Origin of the sequence: Aliivibrio sifiae (assembly GCF_002954715.1) — a bacterium.
GTDB lineage: Bacteria > Pseudomonadota > Gammaproteobacteria > Enterobacterales > Vibrionaceae > Aliivibrio > Aliivibrio sifiae.
In genome coordinates this window covers 83,564-99,087 of record NZ_MSCP01000003.1, presented here as the reverse complement: position 1 = coordinate 99,087, position 15,524 = coordinate 83,564, and the positions used below count along the sequence as shown (strand labels likewise).

Below are 15,524 nucleotides of genomic sequence, written 5' to 3'. Positions count from 1 at the left end.
TTCTACTTCCGTACAACGGACGTAACTGGCGATATCACACTTCCAGAAGGTGTTGAAATGGTAATGCCTGGTGACAACGTTCAAATGACGGTTGAGCTAATTGCTCCAATCGCAATGGACGAAGGTCTACGCTTCGCAATCCGTGAAGGTGGCCGTACAGTTGGTGCTGGTGTTGTTGCTAAAATCTTCGCTTAATAGCTAAAGATTTTACGATAAATCGCATGACTAAAAAAGGGAAGCTTAGGCTTCCCTTTTTGTTTCCTGTAAGAAAATAAATAAAAATATTTCGTTTGTTTTTCAAACAATGCTTGCATCTAAAAGTGTGATCTGTATAATGCATCGCACTGGCTTAAGTCAGTTGTGAACCAATGAGCAGCGAGGAAAGTGCTGATTCCTACAGAGTAGGGTTAGTACTTAGAATGAATACTCAGCTTATGTTCGCGGTTAATATTATTTGAAATTAGACTATTGAGTAATCATTAGACTAACTTCTAATATAAGTTAACTGACAATGTGTCCTAATTTTGGACCTATGGTTTCACATAAATCAATCGGCATTCTCTCGTTTTAACGGGATTGAGTGGCGATATTGTTTGTGTATTTATTATTGGAGCTCTGTCTCATGCAGAACCAACGTATACGTATCCGCCTAAAAGCATTCGATTACAAGCTAATCGATCAGTCTACAGCGGAAATCGTTGAAACAGCTAAGCGCACTGGCGCTCAGGTTCGTGGTCCTATTCCACTACCTACTCGTAAAGAGCGTTTTACTGTTCTTACTTCTCCTCACGTTAACAAAGACGCACGTGACCAGTACGAAATTCGTACTCACAAGCGTTTAATCGACATTGTTGAGCCAACAGATAAAACTGTTGACGCACTAATGCGTTTAGACCTTGCTGCTGGCGTTGATGTTCAAATTAGCCTAGGTTAAGGGGAGATTATTATGATTGGTCTAGTCGGTCGTAAAGTGGGCATGACCCGCATCTTTACCGAAGAAGGCGTTTCTATCCCAGTAACAGTAGTTGAAGTTGAAGTTAACCGTGTTTCTCAAGTGAAAACTGTAGAAACTGATGGCTACAACGCAATTCAAGTTACTTGTGGTTCTAAGAAAGCTAACCGCGTATCTAAGCCTGAAGCTGGTCACTTTGCGAAAGCAGGTGTTGAAGCAGGTCGCGGTCTTTGGGAATTCCGTTTAGAAAGCGGTGAAGAATTCGCAGTTGGCGCTGAGCTAAGTGTTGAAATCTTTAACGAAATCAAAAAAGTAGACGTTACTGGTACATCTAAAGGTAAGGGTTTCCAAGGCGCTGTTAAGCGTTGGAACTTCCGTACTCAAGATATGACTCACGGTAACTCTTTGTCTCACCGTGCTCCGGGTTCAATTGGCCAATGTCAAACTCCAGGTCGCGTATTTAAAGGCAAAAAAATGGCAGGTCACATGGGTGCTGAGCGTTGTACTACTCAAAACCTAGAGATCGTACGTGTTGACGCTGAGCGCAATCTGCTTCTTATTAAAGGTGCAGTACCAGGCTCAACAGGTGGCAACGTGATCGTTAAACCAGCTGTTAAAGCATAACGTCTTAGGAGTATGTAATGGAACTAATGGTTAAAGGTGCTGCGGCACTAACTGTTTCCGAAACTACTTTCGGACGTGAGTTTAACGAAGCTCTTGTACACCAAGTAGTTGTTGCTTATGCAGCAGGTGCTCGTCAAGGTACTCGCGCTCAAAAAACACGTTCAGAAGTATCTGGCGGTGGCGCTAAGCCATGGCGTCAAAAAGGTACAGGCCGAGCTCGTGCGGGTACTATTCGTAGCCCAATCTGGCGTTCAGGTGGTGTTACTTTTGCTGCGAAACCACAAGATCACAGCTTAAAAGTAAACAAAAAAATGTACCGCGGTGCTCTTAAGAGCATTCTTTCTGAGTTAGTTCGTCAAGATCGTTTGATCGTTGTTGACAACTTCTCTGTAGAAGCACCAAAGACTAAAGAGCTAGTTGCTAAGCTTAAAGAGCTTGAGCTTAACGATGTTCTTATCGTAACTGGCGAAGTAGACGAGAATCTATTCTTAGCTGCTCGTAACCTATATAAAGTTGACGCACGTGACGTTGCTGGTATTGATCCAGTAAGCCTAGTTGCATTCAACAAGGTTCTAATGACTGCAGCTGCAGTTAAGCAAGTTGAGGAGATGCTGGCATGATCAGTGAAGAGCGTCTACTAAAAGTCCTACGTGGCCCACATATCTCTGAAAAAGCAACGATGGCTGCTGAAGGCAATAACACTATTGTTTTCAAAGTAGCAATCAATGCAACTAAAAAAGAGATTAAAGCAGCAGTAGAAAAGTTGTTTGAAGTTGAAGTTAAGTCTGTAAATACCCTTATCACTAAGGGCAAGACCAAACGTCAAGGTGCACGCCAAGGCCGTCGTTCAGACGTGAAAAAAGCGTACGTAATCTTGAAAGAAGGTCAAGACCTAGACTTCGTTGGCGGCGCGGAATAACAGGAGTAGTTAAAAATGGCTATTGTTAAATGTAAGCCGACTTCCCCTGGTCGTCGTCACGTTGTAAAAATCGTTAACGCTGACCTACATAAGGGTAAGCCATACGCACCTCTTTTAGAGAAAAACTCTAAATCTGGTGGTCGTAACAATAACGGTCGTATTACAGTACGTCACGTTGGTGGTGGTCATAAGCAACACTACCGTCTAATTGACTTTAAACGTACTAAAGATGGCATCCCAGCTATCGTTGAACGTTTAGAATACGATCCAAACCGTAGTGCAAACATTGCACTAGTTCTGTTCGCAGACGGTGAGCGTCGTTACATTATCGCACCAAAAGGTCTTAAAGCCGGCGATACAGTACAATCAGGTGTTGATGCGCCAATCAAAGCAGGCAACTGCTTACCATTGCGCAACATCCCAGTAGGTTCTACTGTTCACTGTGTTGAATTAAAACCTGGCAAGGGCGCGCAAGTTGCACGTTCTGCTGGTGCATACGCACAAATCATTGCTCGTGATGGCGCTTACGTGACATTACGTCTACGCTCTGGTGAGATGCGTAAAGTTCTTTCTGAAGGTCGTGCGACTATCGGTGAAGTTGGTAACTCTGAACACATGCTACGTGAGCTAGGCAAAGCCGGTGCTACACGCTGGCGCGGTGTTCGTCCAACGGTACGTGGTGTTGCAATGAACCCAGTGGATCACCCACACGGTGGTGGTGAAGGTCGTACATCAGGCGGTCGTCACCCAGTATCACCTTGGGGTATGCCAACTAAGGGCTTCAAGACTCGTAAGAATAAATCTACTGACAAGTACATTGTACGTCGTCGTAACAAATAATCTATAAAGAGGAATCGCCATGCCACGTTCTCTCAAGAAAGGTCCTTTTATTGACCTACACTTGCTGAAGAAGGTAGAGAAAGCGGTGGAAAGCGGAGACAAAAAGCCTATTAAGACTTGGTCCCGTCGTTCAATGATCATTCCAACTATGATCAACTTGACCATCGCTGTCCATAATGGTCGCCAGCATGTACCAGTTTTCGTTACAGAAGACATGATTGGTCACAAGCTGGGCGAATTTGCACCTACTCGTACTTATCGCGGCCATGCTGCAGATAAGAAAGCTAAAAAGCGTTAGGAGGTAGAATATGGAAGCTATTGCTAAACATCGTTTTGCCAGCATTTCTCCACAAAAGGCTCGCTTAGTTGCGGACCAAATCCGTGGGAAATCAGTAGACCAAGCTCTTGAAATTCTTACTTTCAGCAACAAAAAAGCTGCAGTATTAATTAAGAAAGTTGTTGAGTCTGCTATCGCAAACGCTGAACACAACGAAGGTGCAGATATCGACGATCTAAATGTCGCTAAAATCTTCGTAGACGAAGGCCCTATCATGAAGCGTATTATGCCTCGTGCTAAAGGTCGTGCAGATCGCATCTTGAAGCGTTCAAGCCACATCACTATCGTTGTAGCTGATCGTTAAAGACTAGGAGATTAAGCAAATGGGTCAAAAAGTACATCCTAATGGTATTCGTCTTGGCATCGTTAAGCCTTGGAATGCTACATGGTTTGCTAGTAGCCAAGAGTTCGCTGACAACCTAGACGGCGACTTCAAGGTACGTCAGTATCTTACTAAAGAACTGAAAAAAGCATCTCTATCTCGCATCGTTATCGAGCGTCCTGCGAAGAGCATCCGTGTGACTATTCACACTGCTCGTCCAGGCGTAGTAATCGGTAAGAAAGGCGAAGACGTAGAAAAACTACGCGCAGGCGTAGCTAAAATCGCAGGTGTTCCAGCGCAAATCAACATTGCAGAAGTTCGCAAGCCTGAGCTAGATGCTCAACTTGTAGCTGATAGCATTGCTTCTCAACTAGAACGTCGTGTTATGTTCCGTCGCGCTATGAAGCGTGCGGTACAAAATGCAATGCGTCTAGGCGCGAAAGGCATCAAAGTACAAGTAGGCGGCCGTCTTGGCGGTGCTGAAATCGCACGTTCTGAATGGTATCGTGAAGGTCGTGTGCCTCTACATACTTTACGTGCTGACATTGATTACGCAACTTCTTCGGCTCACACTCAATACGGTGTGATCGGCGTTAAAGTTTGGATCTTCAAAGGTGAAGTTCTAGGCGGTATGCCAGCTGCTAATGCAGTAGAGCCTAAGGCTGACAAGCCTAAGAAGCAGCGTAGAAGCCGTAAGTAAGGAGCTGACTGATGCTACAACCAAAACGTACTAAGTTCCGTAAGGTTATGACTGGTCGTAACCGTGGTCTTGCTAAAGGTACTGAAGTGAGCTTCGGCGAATTCGGTCTTAAAGCTGTAGGCCGTGGTCGTCTAACTGCTCGTCAAATTGAAGCGGCACGTCGTGCTATGACGCGTCACATTAAGCGTCAAGGTCAAATCTGGATCCGTGTGTTCCCAGACAAACCTATCACAGAAAAACCGCTTGAAGTTCGTCAAGGTAAGGGTAAAGGTAACGTTGAGTACTGGGTAGCCCAAATCCAACCTGGAAAGGTTATGTACGAAATGAACGGCGTACCTGAAGAGTTGGCACGTGAAGCGTTCCGCCTAGCGGCACGTAAACTGCCTATCAAAACTACTTTTGTAACTAAGCAGGTGATGTGATGAAAGCACAAGATCTACGCGAGAAAAACGTTGAAGAGCTAAATGAAGAGCTTTTGAATTTGCTACGTGAACAGTTTAACTTGCGCATGCAAGCTGCGACTGGTCAACTACAGCAAACTCATACTCTGAAAGCTGTACGTCGTGATATCGCACGTGTTAAAACTTTACTGAATGAGAAGGCTGGCGCATAATGAGCGAGAAAATTCGTACTATGCAAGGTCGTGTAATTAGCGACAAAATGGACAAGTCTATTGTTGTTGCTATTGAACGCATGGTGAAACACCCGATCTACGGTAAATACATCAAGCGTACGACTAAGCTTCACGCACATGATGAAAACAACGAGTGTGGCCAAGGCGACCTAGTTGCGATTCGTGAATGCCGTCCACTGTCTAAGACTAAGTCTTGGGCTTTGGTAAGCATTATTGAAAAAGCAAAAGCTTAATTTTTTGCTGATTCGATAGCGATACATGTAAACAGCTCCAATTAATTTTTTTTGGAGCTGTTTATTTTTTGACTACCTTTATGAAAAGAATGGTGATACACTCCCCATCCTCTTTTAGAGAGGCAGTCCGACCCGTGATGGGTCTATTTAAATATTTAGCGGAGCACTAACAATGATCCAAATGCAAAGTACACTTGACGCTGCAGATAACTCTGGCGCGCGCAAGGTAATGTGTATTAAGGTCCTGGGTGGCTCTCACCGCCGTTATGCACATATCGGAGACGTCATTAAAGTTACTGTTAAGGAAGCAATTCCTCGCGGTAAAGTTAAAAAAGGTGATGTTCTGAAGGCGGTAGTAGTGCGCACCCGTAAAGGCGTTCGTCGCCCAGACGGTTCTATCATTCGCTTTGACCGTAACGCTTGCGTATTGTTGAATGACACTACTGAGCAACCAGTCGGTACACGTATCTTTGGTCCAGTGACTCGTGAACTTCGTAATGCGAAATTCATGAAAATTGTTTCACTAGCACCAGAAGTTCTGTAAGGAGCGGTCAGATGGCAGCTAAAATCCGTCGTAATGACGAAGTAATCGTTCTTGTCGGTAAAGATAAAGGCAAGAAAGGTAAAGTAACTAAGGTTCTTGAGACCGGTAAAGTTATCGTTGAAGGCATCAATCTTGTTAAAAAACACCAGAAGCCAGTTCCGGCTCTTGGTCAACAAGGTGGAATCGTTGAGAAAGAAGCAGCAATTGATGCTTCTAATATCGCAGTCTACAATGAAGCAACTGGTAAAGCGGACCGTATCGGTTTCCGTTTTGAAGATGGTAAGAAAGTTCGTTTCTTTAAATCTAACGGCGAAACTGTTTCTAACTAATAGAAGTAATTTGGAGTTCTACTATGGCGAAACTGCATGATTACTACAAGTCGTCTGTAGTCGCTGAGCTTACCAAAGAGTTCAGCTACACAAGCGTCATGCAAGTCCCTAGGGTTGAAAAAATTACCCTAAATATGGGTGTTGGTGAAGCAATCAACGATAAGAAACTACTAGAAAACGCTGCTGCCGATATGGCAATTATCTCTGGTCAAAAACCATTGATTACAAAAGCACGTAAATCTGTTGCTGGTTTCAAAATCCGTGAAGGCTACCCAATCGGTTGTAAAGTAACCCTGCGTGGCGAACGTATGTGGGAATTCTTAGAGCGTTTAATCTCTATTGCACTTCCACGAGTACGTGATTTCCGTGGTGTTAGCGCGAAGTCTTTTGACGGTCGCGGTAACTACAGCATGGGCGTTCGCGAGCAAATCATCTTCCCTGAGATCGACTATGATAAAGTTGATCGTGTACGCGGTCTTGATATTACTATCACGACGTCAGCGAATACAGATGCGGAAGGCCGAGCTCTGCTGACTGCCTTTAACTTCCCATTCCGTAAGTAAGGTGAAGGGTTACTGTTATGGCTAAACAATCTATGAAAGCACGTGAAGCTAAACGTGCAAAACTTGTAGCTCAGTTCGCTCAAAAGCGTGCTGCGTTAAAAGTTCTAATTAGCGATGTAAATGCTTCTGAAGAAGAGCGTTGGGATGCAGTTCTTAAATTGCAAGCTCTACCTCGTGATTCAAGTGCATCTCGTCAGCGTAATCGTTGCAACCAAACTGGTCGTCCACACGGTTACCTACGTAAATTCGGTTTAAGCCGTATTAAGGTTCGCGAAGCTTGCATGAAAGGCGAGATTCCGGGTCTTCGTAAGGCTAGCTGGTAATTGCCACTTAATCATTTGGAGTAAATCTTATGAGCATGCAAGATCCGATTTCGGATATGCTGACCCGCGTTCGCAACGGTCAATCAGCAAATAAAGTTGCTGTTAAAATGCCTTCTTCAAAGCTTAAAGTTGCAATTGCTGCACTTCTTAAAGCTGAAGGCTACATCGCTGAGTTCGCTGTTGAAGGCGAAATCAAACCTGAGCTAGAAATCACTCTTAAGTATTTCCAAGCTAAACCAGTTATCGAGCAAATCCAACGAGTTTCTCGTCCAGGTCTTCGTGTTTACAAGAAGAACGACGCGTTACCATCTGTTATGGGTGGTCTTGGTATTGCTGTTGTTTCTACATCAAAAGGCCTTATGTCTGACCGCGCTGCGCGTAAAGCTGGTCTTGGTGGCGAAATTATCTGCTACGTAGCTTAATAGGAGTAGGATATGTCTCGTGTTGCTAAAGCACCTGTGGTTCTTCCTGCTGGCGTAGAAGTTAAACTGAACGGCCAGGAAATCACTATTAAAGGTGGTAAAGGTGAACTAACTCGCGTACTAAACGACGCTGTAGTTGTTTCACAAGAAGATAACTCTATTGTATTTGGTCCACGCGAAGGCGTTGCTAATGCTTGGGCACAAGCTGGTACAGCTCGTGCACTAGTAAACAATATGGTTATCGGTGTTAATGAAGGCTTTACTAAGAAGCTAATTCTTAAAGGCGTAGGTTACCGTGCTGCTATGAAAGGCAACGCTGTAGGCCTTACTCTTGGCTTCTCTCATCCAGTAGAGCACGCTCTACCGGAAGGTATTAAAGCTGAGTGTCCAACTCAAACTGAGATCGTTTTAACTGGTTGTGATAAGCAATTAGTTGGTCAAGTTGCTGCGGACCTTCGTTCATACCGTCGACCTGAGCCTTATAAAGGCAAGGGTGTTCGTTACGCCGATGAAATCGTGCGTACTAAAGAAGCTAAGAAGAAGTAGGGTATCACTATGGATAAGAAAGCATCTCGCATCCGTCGTGCTACACGTGCACGTCGTAAGATTGCTGAACTGTGTGCAACTCGCCTTGTAGTGCACCGTACTCCGCGTCATACGTACGCTCAGGTAATCGCACCAAACGGCTCAGAGGTTATCGCTGCCGCTTCTACTGTAGAAAAGGCAATCCGTGAGCAAGTTGGAAACACTAGCAACAAAGCGGCTGCTGAAGCAATTGGTAAACTAATTGCTGAGCGCGCTATCGAAAAAGGCATTACTAATGTTGCTTTCGATCGTTCTGGTTTCCAATACCACGGCCGAGTAGCGGCGCTAGCAGATTCTGCTCGCGAAGCTGGTCTGAAATTCTAAGGTAGGGTTGGAAGATGGCTAAAGAACAACAACAAGCTACAGATTTGAACGAAAAGCTAATTGCTGTTAACCGTGTTTCTAAAACGGTTAAAGGTGGTCGAATCTTTAGTTTTACTGCACTAACAGTTGTTGGTGACGGTAATGGTCGTGTAGGTTTCGGTTACGGCAAAGCCCGTGAAGTACCTGCAGCGATTCAAAAATCAATGGAAAAAGCACGTCGTAACATGTTTACGATTGCACTTAACGAAGGTACTCTTCACCACTCTGTTAAAGGTCGCCACACTGGTTCTAAAGTGTACATGCAACCGGCTTCAGAAGGTACAGGTATCATTGCTGGTGGTGCTATGCGTGCAGTACTAGAAGTTGTGGGTGTCCGCAACGTACTAGCTAAAGCTTACGGCTCTACTAACCCAATTAACGTTGTTCGTGCAACGATTTCTGGCCTAAGTAGTGTTAAGTCACCTGAAATGGTAGCTGCTAAGCGTGGTCTAACTGTTGAATCTATTTCGGAGTAAGTACCATGTCTAAAACTATCAAAGTAACTCAGACTAAAAGCTCTATCGGTCGCCTACCTAAGCACGTTTTGTGTCTTAAAGGTCTAGGTCTTCGTCGCATCAACCATACAGTAGAAATTGCTGATACTCCGTGTAACCGCGGTATGATCAACAAAGTTCGCTATATGGTTAATATTGAGGAGTAATCAGTAATGTTTTTGAATACTCTATCACCGGCTGCTGGTTCTAACGCTTCTAAGAAGCGCGTAGGTCGCGGTATCGGTTCAGGCCTAGGTAAAACTGGTGGCCGTGGTCACAAAGGCCAAAAATCACGTTCTGGCGGTAAAGTTCGCGTTGGTTTTGAAGGTGGTCAAATGCCTCTGAAACAACGTCTACCTAAATTTGGCTTTACTTCACGTAAGAGCCTAGTAACTGCAGAAGTTCGTTTAAGCGAACTTGCTAAAGTTGAAGGTAACGTTATCGATCTAAACAGCCTTAAAGCTGCTAACGTAATCACTAAGAACATTGTGTTCGCGAAAGTTGTACTTTCTGGTGAAATCGCTACTGCTGTAACTGTTAAAGGTCTACGCGTAACGAAAGGCGCTAAAGCTGCGATTGAAGCTGCAGGCGGTAAGATCGAGGAATAATCCTCGAAGGATGAGGTACAATGGCAAAGAAACCAGGAAAAGAAGTAAATAGTGCTCAGAACGGCCTAGCTGAACTGAAATCGCGTCTGTTATTTGTTATAGGTGCGCTTTTAGTGTTCCGAGCAGGCTCATTTGTGCCAATTCCTGGGATTGACGCTGCTGTCCTTGCTGATCTTTTCGAACAGCAGCAGGGTACCATCATTGAACTGTTTAACATGTTCTCTGGTGGTGCACTGTCGCGTGCCTCAATTCTTGCTCTAGGTATTATGCCGTATATTTCGGCATCTATCGTTGTTCAGCTGTTAACAGTTGTCCATCCACCTTTAGCAGAATTGAAAAAAGAAGGTGAGTCTGGTCGTCGTAAGATTAATCAGTACACACGTTATGGCACCTTGGTTCTGGCTACATTCCAAGCAATTGGTATTGCAACCGGATTACCAAGCATGATTCCAGGGTTAGTTGCTAACCCTGACATGATGTTCTATCTGACAGCTACAGTAAGTTTAGTAACTGGTACCATGTTCTTAATGTGGTTAGGCGAACAAATTACTGAGCGTGGCATCGGTAACGGTATATCTTTGATTATTTTCACAGGTATCGTTGCAGGTTTACCACCAGCTATCGGTGAAACGATCCAGCAGGCGCGTCAAGGTGAACTGCACGTGCTTCTTCTATTACTAATTGCAGTGTTATCGTTTGCAGTAATTTACTTTGTAGTGTTCATGGAACGTGGTCAACGTCGTATCGTCGTTAACTACGCGAAGCGTCAGCAAGGCCGTAAGGTATTTGCAGCTCAAAGTACTCACTTGCCTCTTAAAATTAATATGGCTGGTGTAATTCCTGCAATATTTGCATCTAGTATTATACTATTCCCTGGGACATTGGCTCAGTGGTTTGGTGGTAATGGTGAAGGAACATTCGGTTGGTTAACTGATGTTTCCATGGCGTTAAGCCCTGGTCAGCCGTTATACGTAATGCTATATGCAGCAGCAATTATCTTCTTCTGTTTCTTCTATACAGCGTTGGTGTTTAACCCTCGTGAAACAGCTGATAACTTGAAGAAGTCTGGTGCATTCGTACCCGGAATCCGCCCAGGTGAACAGACTACGAAATATATTGATAAAGTTATGACCCGTTTAACCTTAGCTGGTGCGATGTATATTACCTTTATCTGTCTGATCCCTGAGTTTATGATGATAGCTTGGAATGTTCGCTTCTATTTTGGCGGTACTTCCCTACTAATCGTAGTTGTTGTTATTATGGACTTTATGGCACAGGTTCAGACTCATCTGATGTCTCAGCAGTATGAGTCCGTTTTGAAGAAAGCTAATCTGAAAGGCTACGGCCGTTAATTTCAGGTCCATTTACGGAGTTTAGCAATGAAAGTTCGTGCTTCCGTTAAGAAAATCTGCCGCAACTGTAAAGTTATTAAGCGCAACGGTGTTGTGCGTATAATTTGTGTTGAACCAAAGCATAAACAACGCCAAGGTTAATTAGCAGAAATTTTTACTTGATATATTAAGTTAGGCCGAGTATTATTCTCGGCCTACCTTTTGTGTGCAAAAGAAGTAGTTATAGTCGCAACGTATCCTCATCGGGCTTTGTTGTGGCTCTTCTTAAGAAAAAGTACTAGGAGTGAATAGTGGCCCGTATAGCAGGCATTAACATTCCTGATCATAAACACGCTGTGATTGCACTTACGTCAATCTACGGCATTGGTAAGACTCGCTCGCAAGCTATTTTAGCTGCAGTTGGTATTGCTGAAGATGTTAAGATCAGTGAACTGAATGATGAGCAGATTGATATTCTGCGTGATGGTGTTGCCAAATACACTGTCGAAGGCGACTTACGTCGTGAAGTATCGATGAACATTAAGCGTCTTATGGACCTTGGTTGTTATCGTGGTCTTCGTCACCGTCGCAGTCTACCATTACGTGGACAGCGTACTAAAACCAACGCACGTACCCGTAAAGGTCCGCGCAAGCCGATCAAAAAATAATCGGATAAGGTAGAGAGTACAATGGCAAAACAACCTACTCGCGCTCGTAAGCGCGTTCGCAAGCAAGTAGCGGATGGCGTAGCGCATATCCATGCTTCTTTCAACAACACAATCGTAACCATTACTGACCGTCAAGGTAATGCACTAGCTTGGGCTACTGCAGGTGGTTCTGGTTTCCGTGGTTCTCGTAAATCTACTCCGTTTGCTGCACAAGTTGCTGCTGAACGTTGTGGTGAAATGGCCAAAGAATATGGCGTTAAGAACCTTGAAGTTATGGTTAAGGGCCCTGGTCCTGGTCGTGAGTCAACTATCCGTGCACTAAACGCTGCTGGATACCGCATCACAAACATCGTTGATGCTACTCCGATCCCTCATAACGGTTGTCGTCCACCTAAGAAACGTCGCGTTTAAGTTTCGTTTCTAGGAATATTGGAGAAAGAACATGGCAAGATATTTGGGTCCTAAGCTGAAGCTTAGCCGTCGCGAAGGCACTGATTTATTCCTTAAATCAGGCGTACGTGCGATCGATACCAAGTGTAAGATCGATAACGCTCCAGGTGTACACGGCGCTCGTCGCGGTCGTCTATCTGAATATGGCGTTCAGCTTCGTGAGAAGCAAAAAGTTCGTCGTATGTACGGCGTACTAGAAAAACAATTCCGTAACTACTACAAAGATGCTGCTCGTATTAAAGGCAACACAGGTGAAAACCTACTTCAACTTCTTGAAGGTCGTCTAGATAACGTAGTTTACCGTATGGGTTTTGGTGCTACACGTGCTGAATCTCGTCAACTAGTTAGCCATAAGTCTATTCTAGTTAATGGTAAAGTAGTTAACGTTCCTTCTTTCAAAGTTGCGGCTAACGACGTTGTTTCAATTCGTGAAAAAGCTAAACAGCAATCACGTATTAAAGCTGCTCTAGAAGTTGCTGAACAACGCGAAAAACCAACTTGGATTGAAGTAGATGCTGGCAAAATGGAAGGTACGTTTAAGCGTCTTCCTGAACGTTCTGATTTGTCTGCCGACATCAACGAACACTTGATCGTCGAGCTTTACTCTAAGTAAGGCTTAAATAAAGAGAGGACACAATGCAGGGTTCTGTAACAGAATTTCTAAAGCCGCGTCTAGTTGACATCGAACAAGTTAGCCAGACTCACGCAAAAGTAACTCTTGAGCCGTTAGAGCGTGGTTTTGGCCACACTCTAGGTAACGCTCTACGTCGTATTTTACTATCTTCAATGCCGGGTTGTGCCGTAACTGAAGTAGAAATCGAAGGCGTATTACATGAGTACAGCACCAAAGAAGGTGTTCAGGAAGATATCCTTGAAATCCTTCTAAACCTTAAAGGCCTTGCCGTTAAGGTTGAGGGTAAAGATGAAGTTATCATTACTCTTAACAAGTCTGGTGCAGGCCCTGTTGTTGCAGGTGACATCACCCATGATGGTGATGTTGAGATTGCGAACCCAGAGCATGTAATCTGCCACTTAACTGATGACAATGCTGAAATCAGCATGAGAATCAAGGTAGAGCGTGGTCGCGGCTATGTACCGTCAACAGCGCGTATCCATACTGAAGAAGATGAGCGTCCAATCGGTCGTTTGCTTATCGATGCAACTTACAGCCCAGTAGATAAAATTTCTTACTCGGTTGAAGCAGCACGTGTTGAGCAACGTACTGACTTAGACAAACTTGTTATCGATATGGAAACAAATGGTACACTTGATCCTGAGGAAGCTATCCGTCGTGCAGCTACAATTTTAGCTGAGCAACTGGATGCATTTGTAGATCTTCGTGATGTACGAGTTCCTGAAGAGAAAGAAGAAAAGCCAGAGTTCGATCCGATCCTACTGCGTCCTGTAGACGATCTTGAACTAACGGTTCGCTCTGCTAACTGTTTGAAAGCAGAAGCGATTCACTACATTGGTGATCTGGTGCAGCGCACTGAGGTTGAGCTACTTAAAACGCCAAACCTTGGTAAGAAGTCTTTAACTGAAATTAAAGATGTTCTAGCTTCACGTGGACTTTCTTTGGGCATGCGCCTAGAGAATTGGCCACCAGCGTCTATCGCTGAAGATTAATCAGTTCACTAATTATCTAGTTAGAAGGATTAGGTCATGCGCCATCGTAAGAGTGGTCGTCAACTCAACCGCAACAGCAGCCACCGTAAAGCTATGTTTAGCAATATGGCTTGCTCTTTGGTTCGTCACGAGATTATCAAGACGACTGTACCAAAAGCAAAAGAGCTTCGCCGTGTAGTTGAGCCTTTGATTACATTAGCTAAGACAGACAGTGTTGCTAACCGTCGTCTAGCATTTGCTCGCACTCGTGATAACGAAGTTGTAGCAAAACTATTTACCGAGTTAGGTCCACGCTTTGCACAACGTGCTGGTGGTTACACTCGTATTCTGAAGTGCGGTTTCCGTACAGGTGATAAAGCGCCAATGGCTTACATTGAGCTTGTAGATCGCCCAGAAGTAGAAGCTGCAGCTGAGTAATCAGTAGTAGTTTCAAGAAAAAACCGAGTCTTAGGACTCGGTTTTTTTGTATCTGAAATATGGAAACTAATAATACAAATGCCAGTAATTATCTGTTTATTATTACAGGTTAAATCACTTAATGGCGGTGTTAAAAATAGTATTGTAAATTACTTATATTATTTTTCTCTTACCTTTAAGCGATTTTCCTGCGTAATAAATAGAACACCTAATTAATCTTGCCACTCATCCAGAAAATCCTGAACTTTATCGACCATATTGCTAGAACCAACAAAGAAAGGTACTCGTTGATGTAATTCTGTTGGTTTAATATCTAGAATACGTTGCTCACCATCTGTAGCTTTCCCACCTGCCTCTTCAATTAACATTGCCATTGGATTACATTCATAAAGTAGTCGTAATTTGCCATTTGGATAGGCTTGAGTACTTGGGTAAAGATAAATCCCGCCTTTTAGTAAATTTCTATGAAAATCAGCGACAAGAGAACCAATGTAGCGTGAGGTATATGGGCGATTTTCTTCAGGTTTCATTTCCTGACAATATTTCAAATATTGCTTAATACCTTCAGGGAATCGAATATAATTCCCTTCATTAATTGAATAGATATTACCATCTTGCGGTACTTTCATATTTTCATGAGATAGGCAAAATACACCAAGAGATGGGTCATAAGTAAATCCATGAACACCATTGCCTGTTGTATAAACTAGCATAGTAGAAGACCCATAAATAATATAACCAGCTGCTACTTGTTTGTTTCCTGGTTGTAGGAAGTCCTCTTCTATTGCTGGAGTTCCAATTGGAGATATACGACGATATATTGAAAAAATTGTACCTACAGAAACGTTTACATCAATGTTTGATGAACCATCTAATGGGTCCATTAAAACAACGTATTTAGCGTTTTGATTGAGCTCTTTATTAAAAGCAACCGCCTCATCTTCTTCTTCGCTGGCTACACCACAGACTTGGTCACGGTTTTCTAATGCAGCTTTAAATTTATCATTAGCGTAAAGATCTAATTTTTGCTGTTGCTCACCTTGAATATTTTCTTCACCAGAAGCTCCTGTAATATCAACAAGTCCAGCTTTGTTAATTTCACGGTTTACAATTTTAGCTGCCAACTTAATTGAACCAATTAGTGATGACAACTCTCCACTTGCATGAGGAAAGTCATGTTGCTTTGCAACAATAAACTCACCGAGGGTTCTTATTTCAGACATAGTTATTCCTTTATTCT

30 protein-coding genes are annotated in these 15,524 nt (G+C 43.6%); 29 read left to right on the top strand and 1 reads right to left on the bottom strand.

Annotated features, from left to right (window positions below; all coding sequences use genetic code 11):
* The 29 genes from BTO23_RS18840 to rplQ form a co-directional block, all read left to right on the top strand.
* Positions 1-195, top strand: a 195-nt coding sequence (locus BTO23_RS18840; RefSeq protein ID WP_478206018.1) for an EF-Tu C-terminal domain-related protein, incomplete at its 5' end; no start/stop codon positions are given.
* 427 nt (positions 196-622) lie between these two features.
* Complete coding sequence (gene rpsJ, locus BTO23_RS18835) at positions 623-934, top strand: 30S ribosomal protein S10 (protein ID WP_005417222.1); 312 nt, start codon at positions 623-625, stop codon at positions 932-934.
* Between the two features lie 12 nt (positions 935-946).
* Positions 947-1,576 carry a 50S ribosomal protein L3 gene (rplC, locus tag BTO23_RS18830; RefSeq protein WP_060993968.1) on the top strand — a complete coding sequence of 210 codons (630 nt, stop codon included), beginning with the start codon at positions 947-949 and terminating at the stop codon, positions 1,574-1,576.
* A 17-nt stretch (positions 1,577-1,593) separates the two neighbouring features.
* Positions 1,594-2,196: a 50S ribosomal protein L4 gene (gene rplD / locus BTO23_RS18825; protein WP_060993967.1), complete on the top strand. Its 603-nt coding sequence runs from the start codon at positions 1,594-1,596 to the stop codon at positions 2,194-2,196.
* Positions 2,193-2,495, top strand: coding sequence for a 50S ribosomal protein L23 (rplW, locus tag BTO23_RS18820; protein WP_060993966.1), 303 nt, complete (start codon positions 2,193-2,195; stop codon positions 2,493-2,495). The genes rplD and rplW overlap by 4 nt, the downstream gene beginning before the upstream one ends.
* 15 nt (positions 2,496-2,510) lie before the next feature.
* Positions 2,511-3,335: a 50S ribosomal protein L2 gene (rplB, locus tag BTO23_RS18815; protein WP_012549153.1), complete on the top strand. Its 825-nt coding sequence runs from the start codon at positions 2,511-2,513 to the stop codon at positions 3,333-3,335.
* 19 nt (positions 3,336-3,354) lie between these two features.
* Positions 3,355-3,633, top strand: a complete 279-nt coding sequence (gene rpsS / locus BTO23_RS18810) for a 30S ribosomal protein S19 (protein ID WP_012549154.1) — start codon at positions 3,355-3,357, stop codon at positions 3,631-3,633.
* A 10-nt stretch (positions 3,634-3,643) separates the two neighbouring features.
* Positions 3,644-3,976 (top strand): 50S ribosomal protein L22, encoded by a 333-nt coding sequence (gene rplV, locus BTO23_RS18805; protein ID WP_045103050.1) that lies wholly within the window; start codon positions 3,644-3,646, stop codon positions 3,974-3,976.
* Positions 3,977-3,995: 19 nt separating this feature from the next.
* Entirely contained in the window at positions 3,996-4,694 is a 699-nt protein-coding gene (rpsC, locus tag BTO23_RS18800; protein WP_045103049.1) for a 30S ribosomal protein S3, read from the top strand.
* Between the two features lie 11 nt (positions 4,695-4,705).
* Positions 4,706-5,116: a 50S ribosomal protein L16 gene (gene rplP, locus BTO23_RS18795; protein ID WP_045103048.1), complete on the top strand. Its 411-nt coding sequence runs from the start codon at positions 4,706-4,708 to the stop codon at positions 5,114-5,116.
* A complete protein-coding gene (gene rpmC / locus BTO23_RS18790) occupies positions 5,116-5,307 on the top strand; it encodes a 50S ribosomal protein L29 (RefSeq protein WP_005417238.1) in 192 nt (63 codons plus the stop codon). Before rplP ends, rpmC begins: the two co-directional genes overlap by 1 nt.
* A complete protein-coding gene (rpsQ, locus tag BTO23_RS18785) occupies positions 5,307-5,561 on the top strand; it encodes a 30S ribosomal protein S17 (RefSeq protein ID WP_060993965.1) in 255 nt (84 codons plus the stop codon). Before rpmC ends, rpsQ begins: the two co-directional genes overlap by 1 nt.
* Before the next feature lie 172 nt (positions 5,562-5,733).
* Complete coding sequence (rplN, locus tag BTO23_RS18780) at positions 5,734-6,105, top strand: 50S ribosomal protein L14 (protein WP_012549159.1); 372 nt, start codon at positions 5,734-5,736, stop codon at positions 6,103-6,105.
* Between the two features lie 11 nt (positions 6,106-6,116).
* Positions 6,117-6,434 carry a 50S ribosomal protein L24 gene (gene rplX, locus BTO23_RS18775; RefSeq protein WP_060993964.1) on the top strand — a complete coding sequence of 106 codons (318 nt, stop codon included), beginning with the start codon at positions 6,117-6,119 and terminating at the stop codon, positions 6,432-6,434.
* Positions 6,435-6,457: 23 nt separating this feature from the next.
* Positions 6,458-6,997 carry a 50S ribosomal protein L5 gene (gene rplE, locus BTO23_RS18770; RefSeq protein ID WP_061005632.1) on the top strand — a complete coding sequence of 180 codons (540 nt, stop codon included), beginning with the start codon at positions 6,458-6,460 and terminating at the stop codon, positions 6,995-6,997.
* Between the two features lie 17 nt (positions 6,998-7,014).
* Complete coding sequence (rpsN, locus tag BTO23_RS18765; RefSeq protein WP_060993962.1) at positions 7,015-7,320, top strand: 30S ribosomal protein S14; 306 nt, start codon at positions 7,015-7,017, stop codon at positions 7,318-7,320.
* Positions 7,321-7,349: 29 nt separating this feature from the next.
* Positions 7,350-7,742: a 30S ribosomal protein S8 gene (gene rpsH / locus BTO23_RS18760; RefSeq protein WP_045103042.1), complete on the top strand. Its 393-nt coding sequence runs from the start codon at positions 7,350-7,352 to the stop codon at positions 7,740-7,742.
* A gap of 12 nt (positions 7,743-7,754) precedes the next feature.
* Positions 7,755-8,288: a 50S ribosomal protein L6 gene (gene rplF, locus BTO23_RS18755; protein WP_060993961.1), complete on the top strand. Its 534-nt coding sequence runs from the start codon at positions 7,755-7,757 to the stop codon at positions 8,286-8,288.
* Positions 8,289-8,297: 9 nt separating this feature from the next.
* The gene (gene rplR / locus BTO23_RS18750; RefSeq protein WP_045103040.1) at positions 8,298-8,651 is read left to right on the top strand and encodes a 50S ribosomal protein L18; all 354 of its coding nucleotides are present in this window, start codon (positions 8,298-8,300) and stop codon (positions 8,649-8,651) included.
* Positions 8,652-8,665: 14 nt separating this feature from the next.
* Positions 8,666-9,166: a 30S ribosomal protein S5 gene (gene rpsE, locus BTO23_RS18745; protein WP_060993960.1), complete on the top strand. Its 501-nt coding sequence runs from the start codon at positions 8,666-8,668 to the stop codon at positions 9,164-9,166.
* Positions 9,167-9,171: 5 nt separating this feature from the next.
* The gene (gene rpmD / locus BTO23_RS18740; RefSeq protein WP_045103038.1) at positions 9,172-9,351 is read left to right on the top strand and encodes a 50S ribosomal protein L30; all 180 of its coding nucleotides are present in this window, start codon (positions 9,172-9,174) and stop codon (positions 9,349-9,351) included.
* Positions 9,352-9,357: 6 nt separating this feature from the next.
* Positions 9,358-9,792: a 50S ribosomal protein L15 gene (gene rplO, locus BTO23_RS18735; protein ID WP_060993959.1), complete on the top strand. Its 435-nt coding sequence runs from the start codon at positions 9,358-9,360 to the stop codon at positions 9,790-9,792.
* Between the two features lie 20 nt (positions 9,793-9,812).
* Complete coding sequence (gene secY / locus BTO23_RS18730; RefSeq protein WP_045103036.1) at positions 9,813-11,144, top strand: preprotein translocase subunit SecY; 1,332 nt, start codon at positions 9,813-9,815, stop codon at positions 11,142-11,144.
* A 27-nt stretch (positions 11,145-11,171) separates the two neighbouring features.
* Positions 11,172-11,285, top strand: a complete 114-nt coding sequence (gene rpmJ / locus BTO23_RS18725) for a 50S ribosomal protein L36 (RefSeq protein ID WP_044583162.1) — start codon at positions 11,172-11,174, stop codon at positions 11,283-11,285.
* A 149-nt stretch (positions 11,286-11,434) separates the two neighbouring features.
* Positions 11,435-11,791 (top strand): 30S ribosomal protein S13, encoded by a 357-nt coding sequence (gene rpsM / locus BTO23_RS18720; protein ID WP_060993958.1) that lies wholly within the window; start codon positions 11,435-11,437, stop codon positions 11,789-11,791.
* A gap of 21 nt (positions 11,792-11,812) precedes the next feature.
* Complete coding sequence (gene rpsK / locus BTO23_RS18715) at positions 11,813-12,202, top strand: 30S ribosomal protein S11 (RefSeq protein WP_005303517.1); 390 nt, start codon at positions 11,813-11,815, stop codon at positions 12,200-12,202.
* Positions 12,203-12,233: 31 nt separating this feature from the next.
* Positions 12,234-12,854 carry a 30S ribosomal protein S4 gene (gene rpsD, locus BTO23_RS18710; protein WP_045103035.1) on the top strand — a complete coding sequence of 207 codons (621 nt, stop codon included), beginning with the start codon at positions 12,234-12,236 and terminating at the stop codon, positions 12,852-12,854.
* Between the two features lie 23 nt (positions 12,855-12,877).
* Complete coding sequence (locus tag BTO23_RS18705) at positions 12,878-13,867, top strand: DNA-directed RNA polymerase subunit alpha (RefSeq protein ID WP_060993957.1); 990 nt, start codon at positions 12,878-12,880, stop codon at positions 13,865-13,867.
* 36 nt (positions 13,868-13,903) lie between these two features.
* Complete coding sequence (gene rplQ / locus BTO23_RS18700) at positions 13,904-14,284, top strand: 50S ribosomal protein L17 (protein ID WP_012549173.1); 381 nt, start codon at positions 13,904-13,906, stop codon at positions 14,282-14,284.
* Between the two features lie 212 nt (positions 14,285-14,496).
* On the opposite strand, the gene fbp is transcribed toward rplQ, so the two are convergent.
* Positions 14,497-15,507, bottom strand: a complete 1,011-nt coding sequence (fbp, locus tag BTO23_RS18695) for a class 1 fructose-bisphosphatase (RefSeq protein ID WP_060993956.1) — start codon at positions 15,505-15,507, stop codon at positions 14,497-14,499.
* Positions 15,508-15,524 lie beyond the last annotated feature (17 nt).

What these genes read in the sequence shown, in the direction of transcription:
- rpsJ (WP_005417222.1), top strand. Translation starts at nt 623, where the DNA reads ATGCAGAACCAACGTATACGTATCCGCCTAAAAGCATTCGATTACAAG.
- rplC (WP_060993968.1), top strand. Translation starts at nt 947, where the DNA reads ATGATTGGTCTAGTCGGTCGTAAAGTGGGCATGACCCGCATCTTTACC.
- rplD (WP_060993967.1), top strand. Translation starts at nt 1,594, where the DNA reads ATGGAACTAATGGTTAAAGGTGCTGCGGCACTAACTGTTTCCGAAACT.
- rplW (WP_060993966.1), top strand. Translation starts at nt 2,193, where the DNA reads ATGATCAGTGAAGAGCGTCTACTAAAAGTCCTACGTGGCCCACATATC.
- rplB (WP_012549153.1), top strand. Translation starts at nt 2,511, where the DNA reads ATGGCTATTGTTAAATGTAAGCCGACTTCCCCTGGTCGTCGTCACGTT.
- rpsS (WP_012549154.1), top strand. Translation starts at nt 3,355, where the DNA reads ATGCCACGTTCTCTCAAGAAAGGTCCTTTTATTGACCTACACTTGCTG.
- rplV (WP_045103050.1), top strand. Translation starts at nt 3,644, where the DNA reads ATGGAAGCTATTGCTAAACATCGTTTTGCCAGCATTTCTCCACAAAAG.
- rpsC (WP_045103049.1), top strand. Translation starts at nt 3,996, where the DNA reads ATGGGTCAAAAAGTACATCCTAATGGTATTCGTCTTGGCATCGTTAAG.
- rplP (WP_045103048.1), top strand. Translation starts at nt 4,706, where the DNA reads ATGCTACAACCAAAACGTACTAAGTTCCGTAAGGTTATGACTGGTCGT.
- rpmC (WP_005417238.1), top strand. Translation starts at nt 5,116, where the DNA reads ATGAAAGCACAAGATCTACGCGAGAAAAACGTTGAAGAGCTAAATGAA.
- rpsQ (WP_060993965.1), top strand. Translation starts at nt 5,307, where the DNA reads ATGAGCGAGAAAATTCGTACTATGCAAGGTCGTGTAATTAGCGACAAA.
- rplN (WP_012549159.1), top strand. Translation starts at nt 5,734, where the DNA reads ATGATCCAAATGCAAAGTACACTTGACGCTGCAGATAACTCTGGCGCG.
- rplX (WP_060993964.1), top strand. Translation starts at nt 6,117, where the DNA reads ATGGCAGCTAAAATCCGTCGTAATGACGAAGTAATCGTTCTTGTCGGT.
- rplE (WP_061005632.1), top strand. Translation starts at nt 6,458, where the DNA reads ATGGCGAAACTGCATGATTACTACAAGTCGTCTGTAGTCGCTGAGCTT.
- rpsN (WP_060993962.1), top strand. Translation starts at nt 7,015, where the DNA reads ATGGCTAAACAATCTATGAAAGCACGTGAAGCTAAACGTGCAAAACTT.
- rpsH (WP_045103042.1), top strand. Translation starts at nt 7,350, where the DNA reads ATGAGCATGCAAGATCCGATTTCGGATATGCTGACCCGCGTTCGCAAC.
- rplF (WP_060993961.1), top strand. Translation starts at nt 7,755, where the DNA reads ATGTCTCGTGTTGCTAAAGCACCTGTGGTTCTTCCTGCTGGCGTAGAA.
- rplR (WP_045103040.1), top strand. Translation starts at nt 8,298, where the DNA reads ATGGATAAGAAAGCATCTCGCATCCGTCGTGCTACACGTGCACGTCGT.
- rpsE (WP_060993960.1), top strand. Translation starts at nt 8,666, where the DNA reads ATGGCTAAAGAACAACAACAAGCTACAGATTTGAACGAAAAGCTAATT.
- rpmD (WP_045103038.1), top strand. Translation starts at nt 9,172, where the DNA reads ATGTCTAAAACTATCAAAGTAACTCAGACTAAAAGCTCTATCGGTCGC.
- rplO (WP_060993959.1), top strand. Translation starts at nt 9,358, where the DNA reads ATGTTTTTGAATACTCTATCACCGGCTGCTGGTTCTAACGCTTCTAAG.
- secY (WP_045103036.1), top strand. Translation starts at nt 9,813, where the DNA reads ATGGCAAAGAAACCAGGAAAAGAAGTAAATAGTGCTCAGAACGGCCTA.
- rpmJ (WP_044583162.1), top strand. Translation starts at nt 11,172, where the DNA reads ATGAAAGTTCGTGCTTCCGTTAAGAAAATCTGCCGCAACTGTAAAGTT.
- rpsK (WP_005303517.1), top strand. Translation starts at nt 11,813, where the DNA reads ATGGCAAAACAACCTACTCGCGCTCGTAAGCGCGTTCGCAAGCAAGTA.
- rpsD (WP_045103035.1), top strand. Translation starts at nt 12,234, where the DNA reads ATGGCAAGATATTTGGGTCCTAAGCTGAAGCTTAGCCGTCGCGAAGGC.
- BTO23_RS18705 (WP_060993957.1), top strand. Translation starts at nt 12,878, where the DNA reads ATGCAGGGTTCTGTAACAGAATTTCTAAAGCCGCGTCTAGTTGACATC.
- rplQ (WP_012549173.1), top strand. Translation starts at nt 13,904, where the DNA reads ATGCGCCATCGTAAGAGTGGTCGTCAACTCAACCGCAACAGCAGCCAC.
- fbp (WP_060993956.1), bottom strand. Translation starts at nt 15,507, where the DNA reads ATGTCTGAAATAAGAACCCTCGGTGAGTTTATTGTTGCAAAGCAACAT.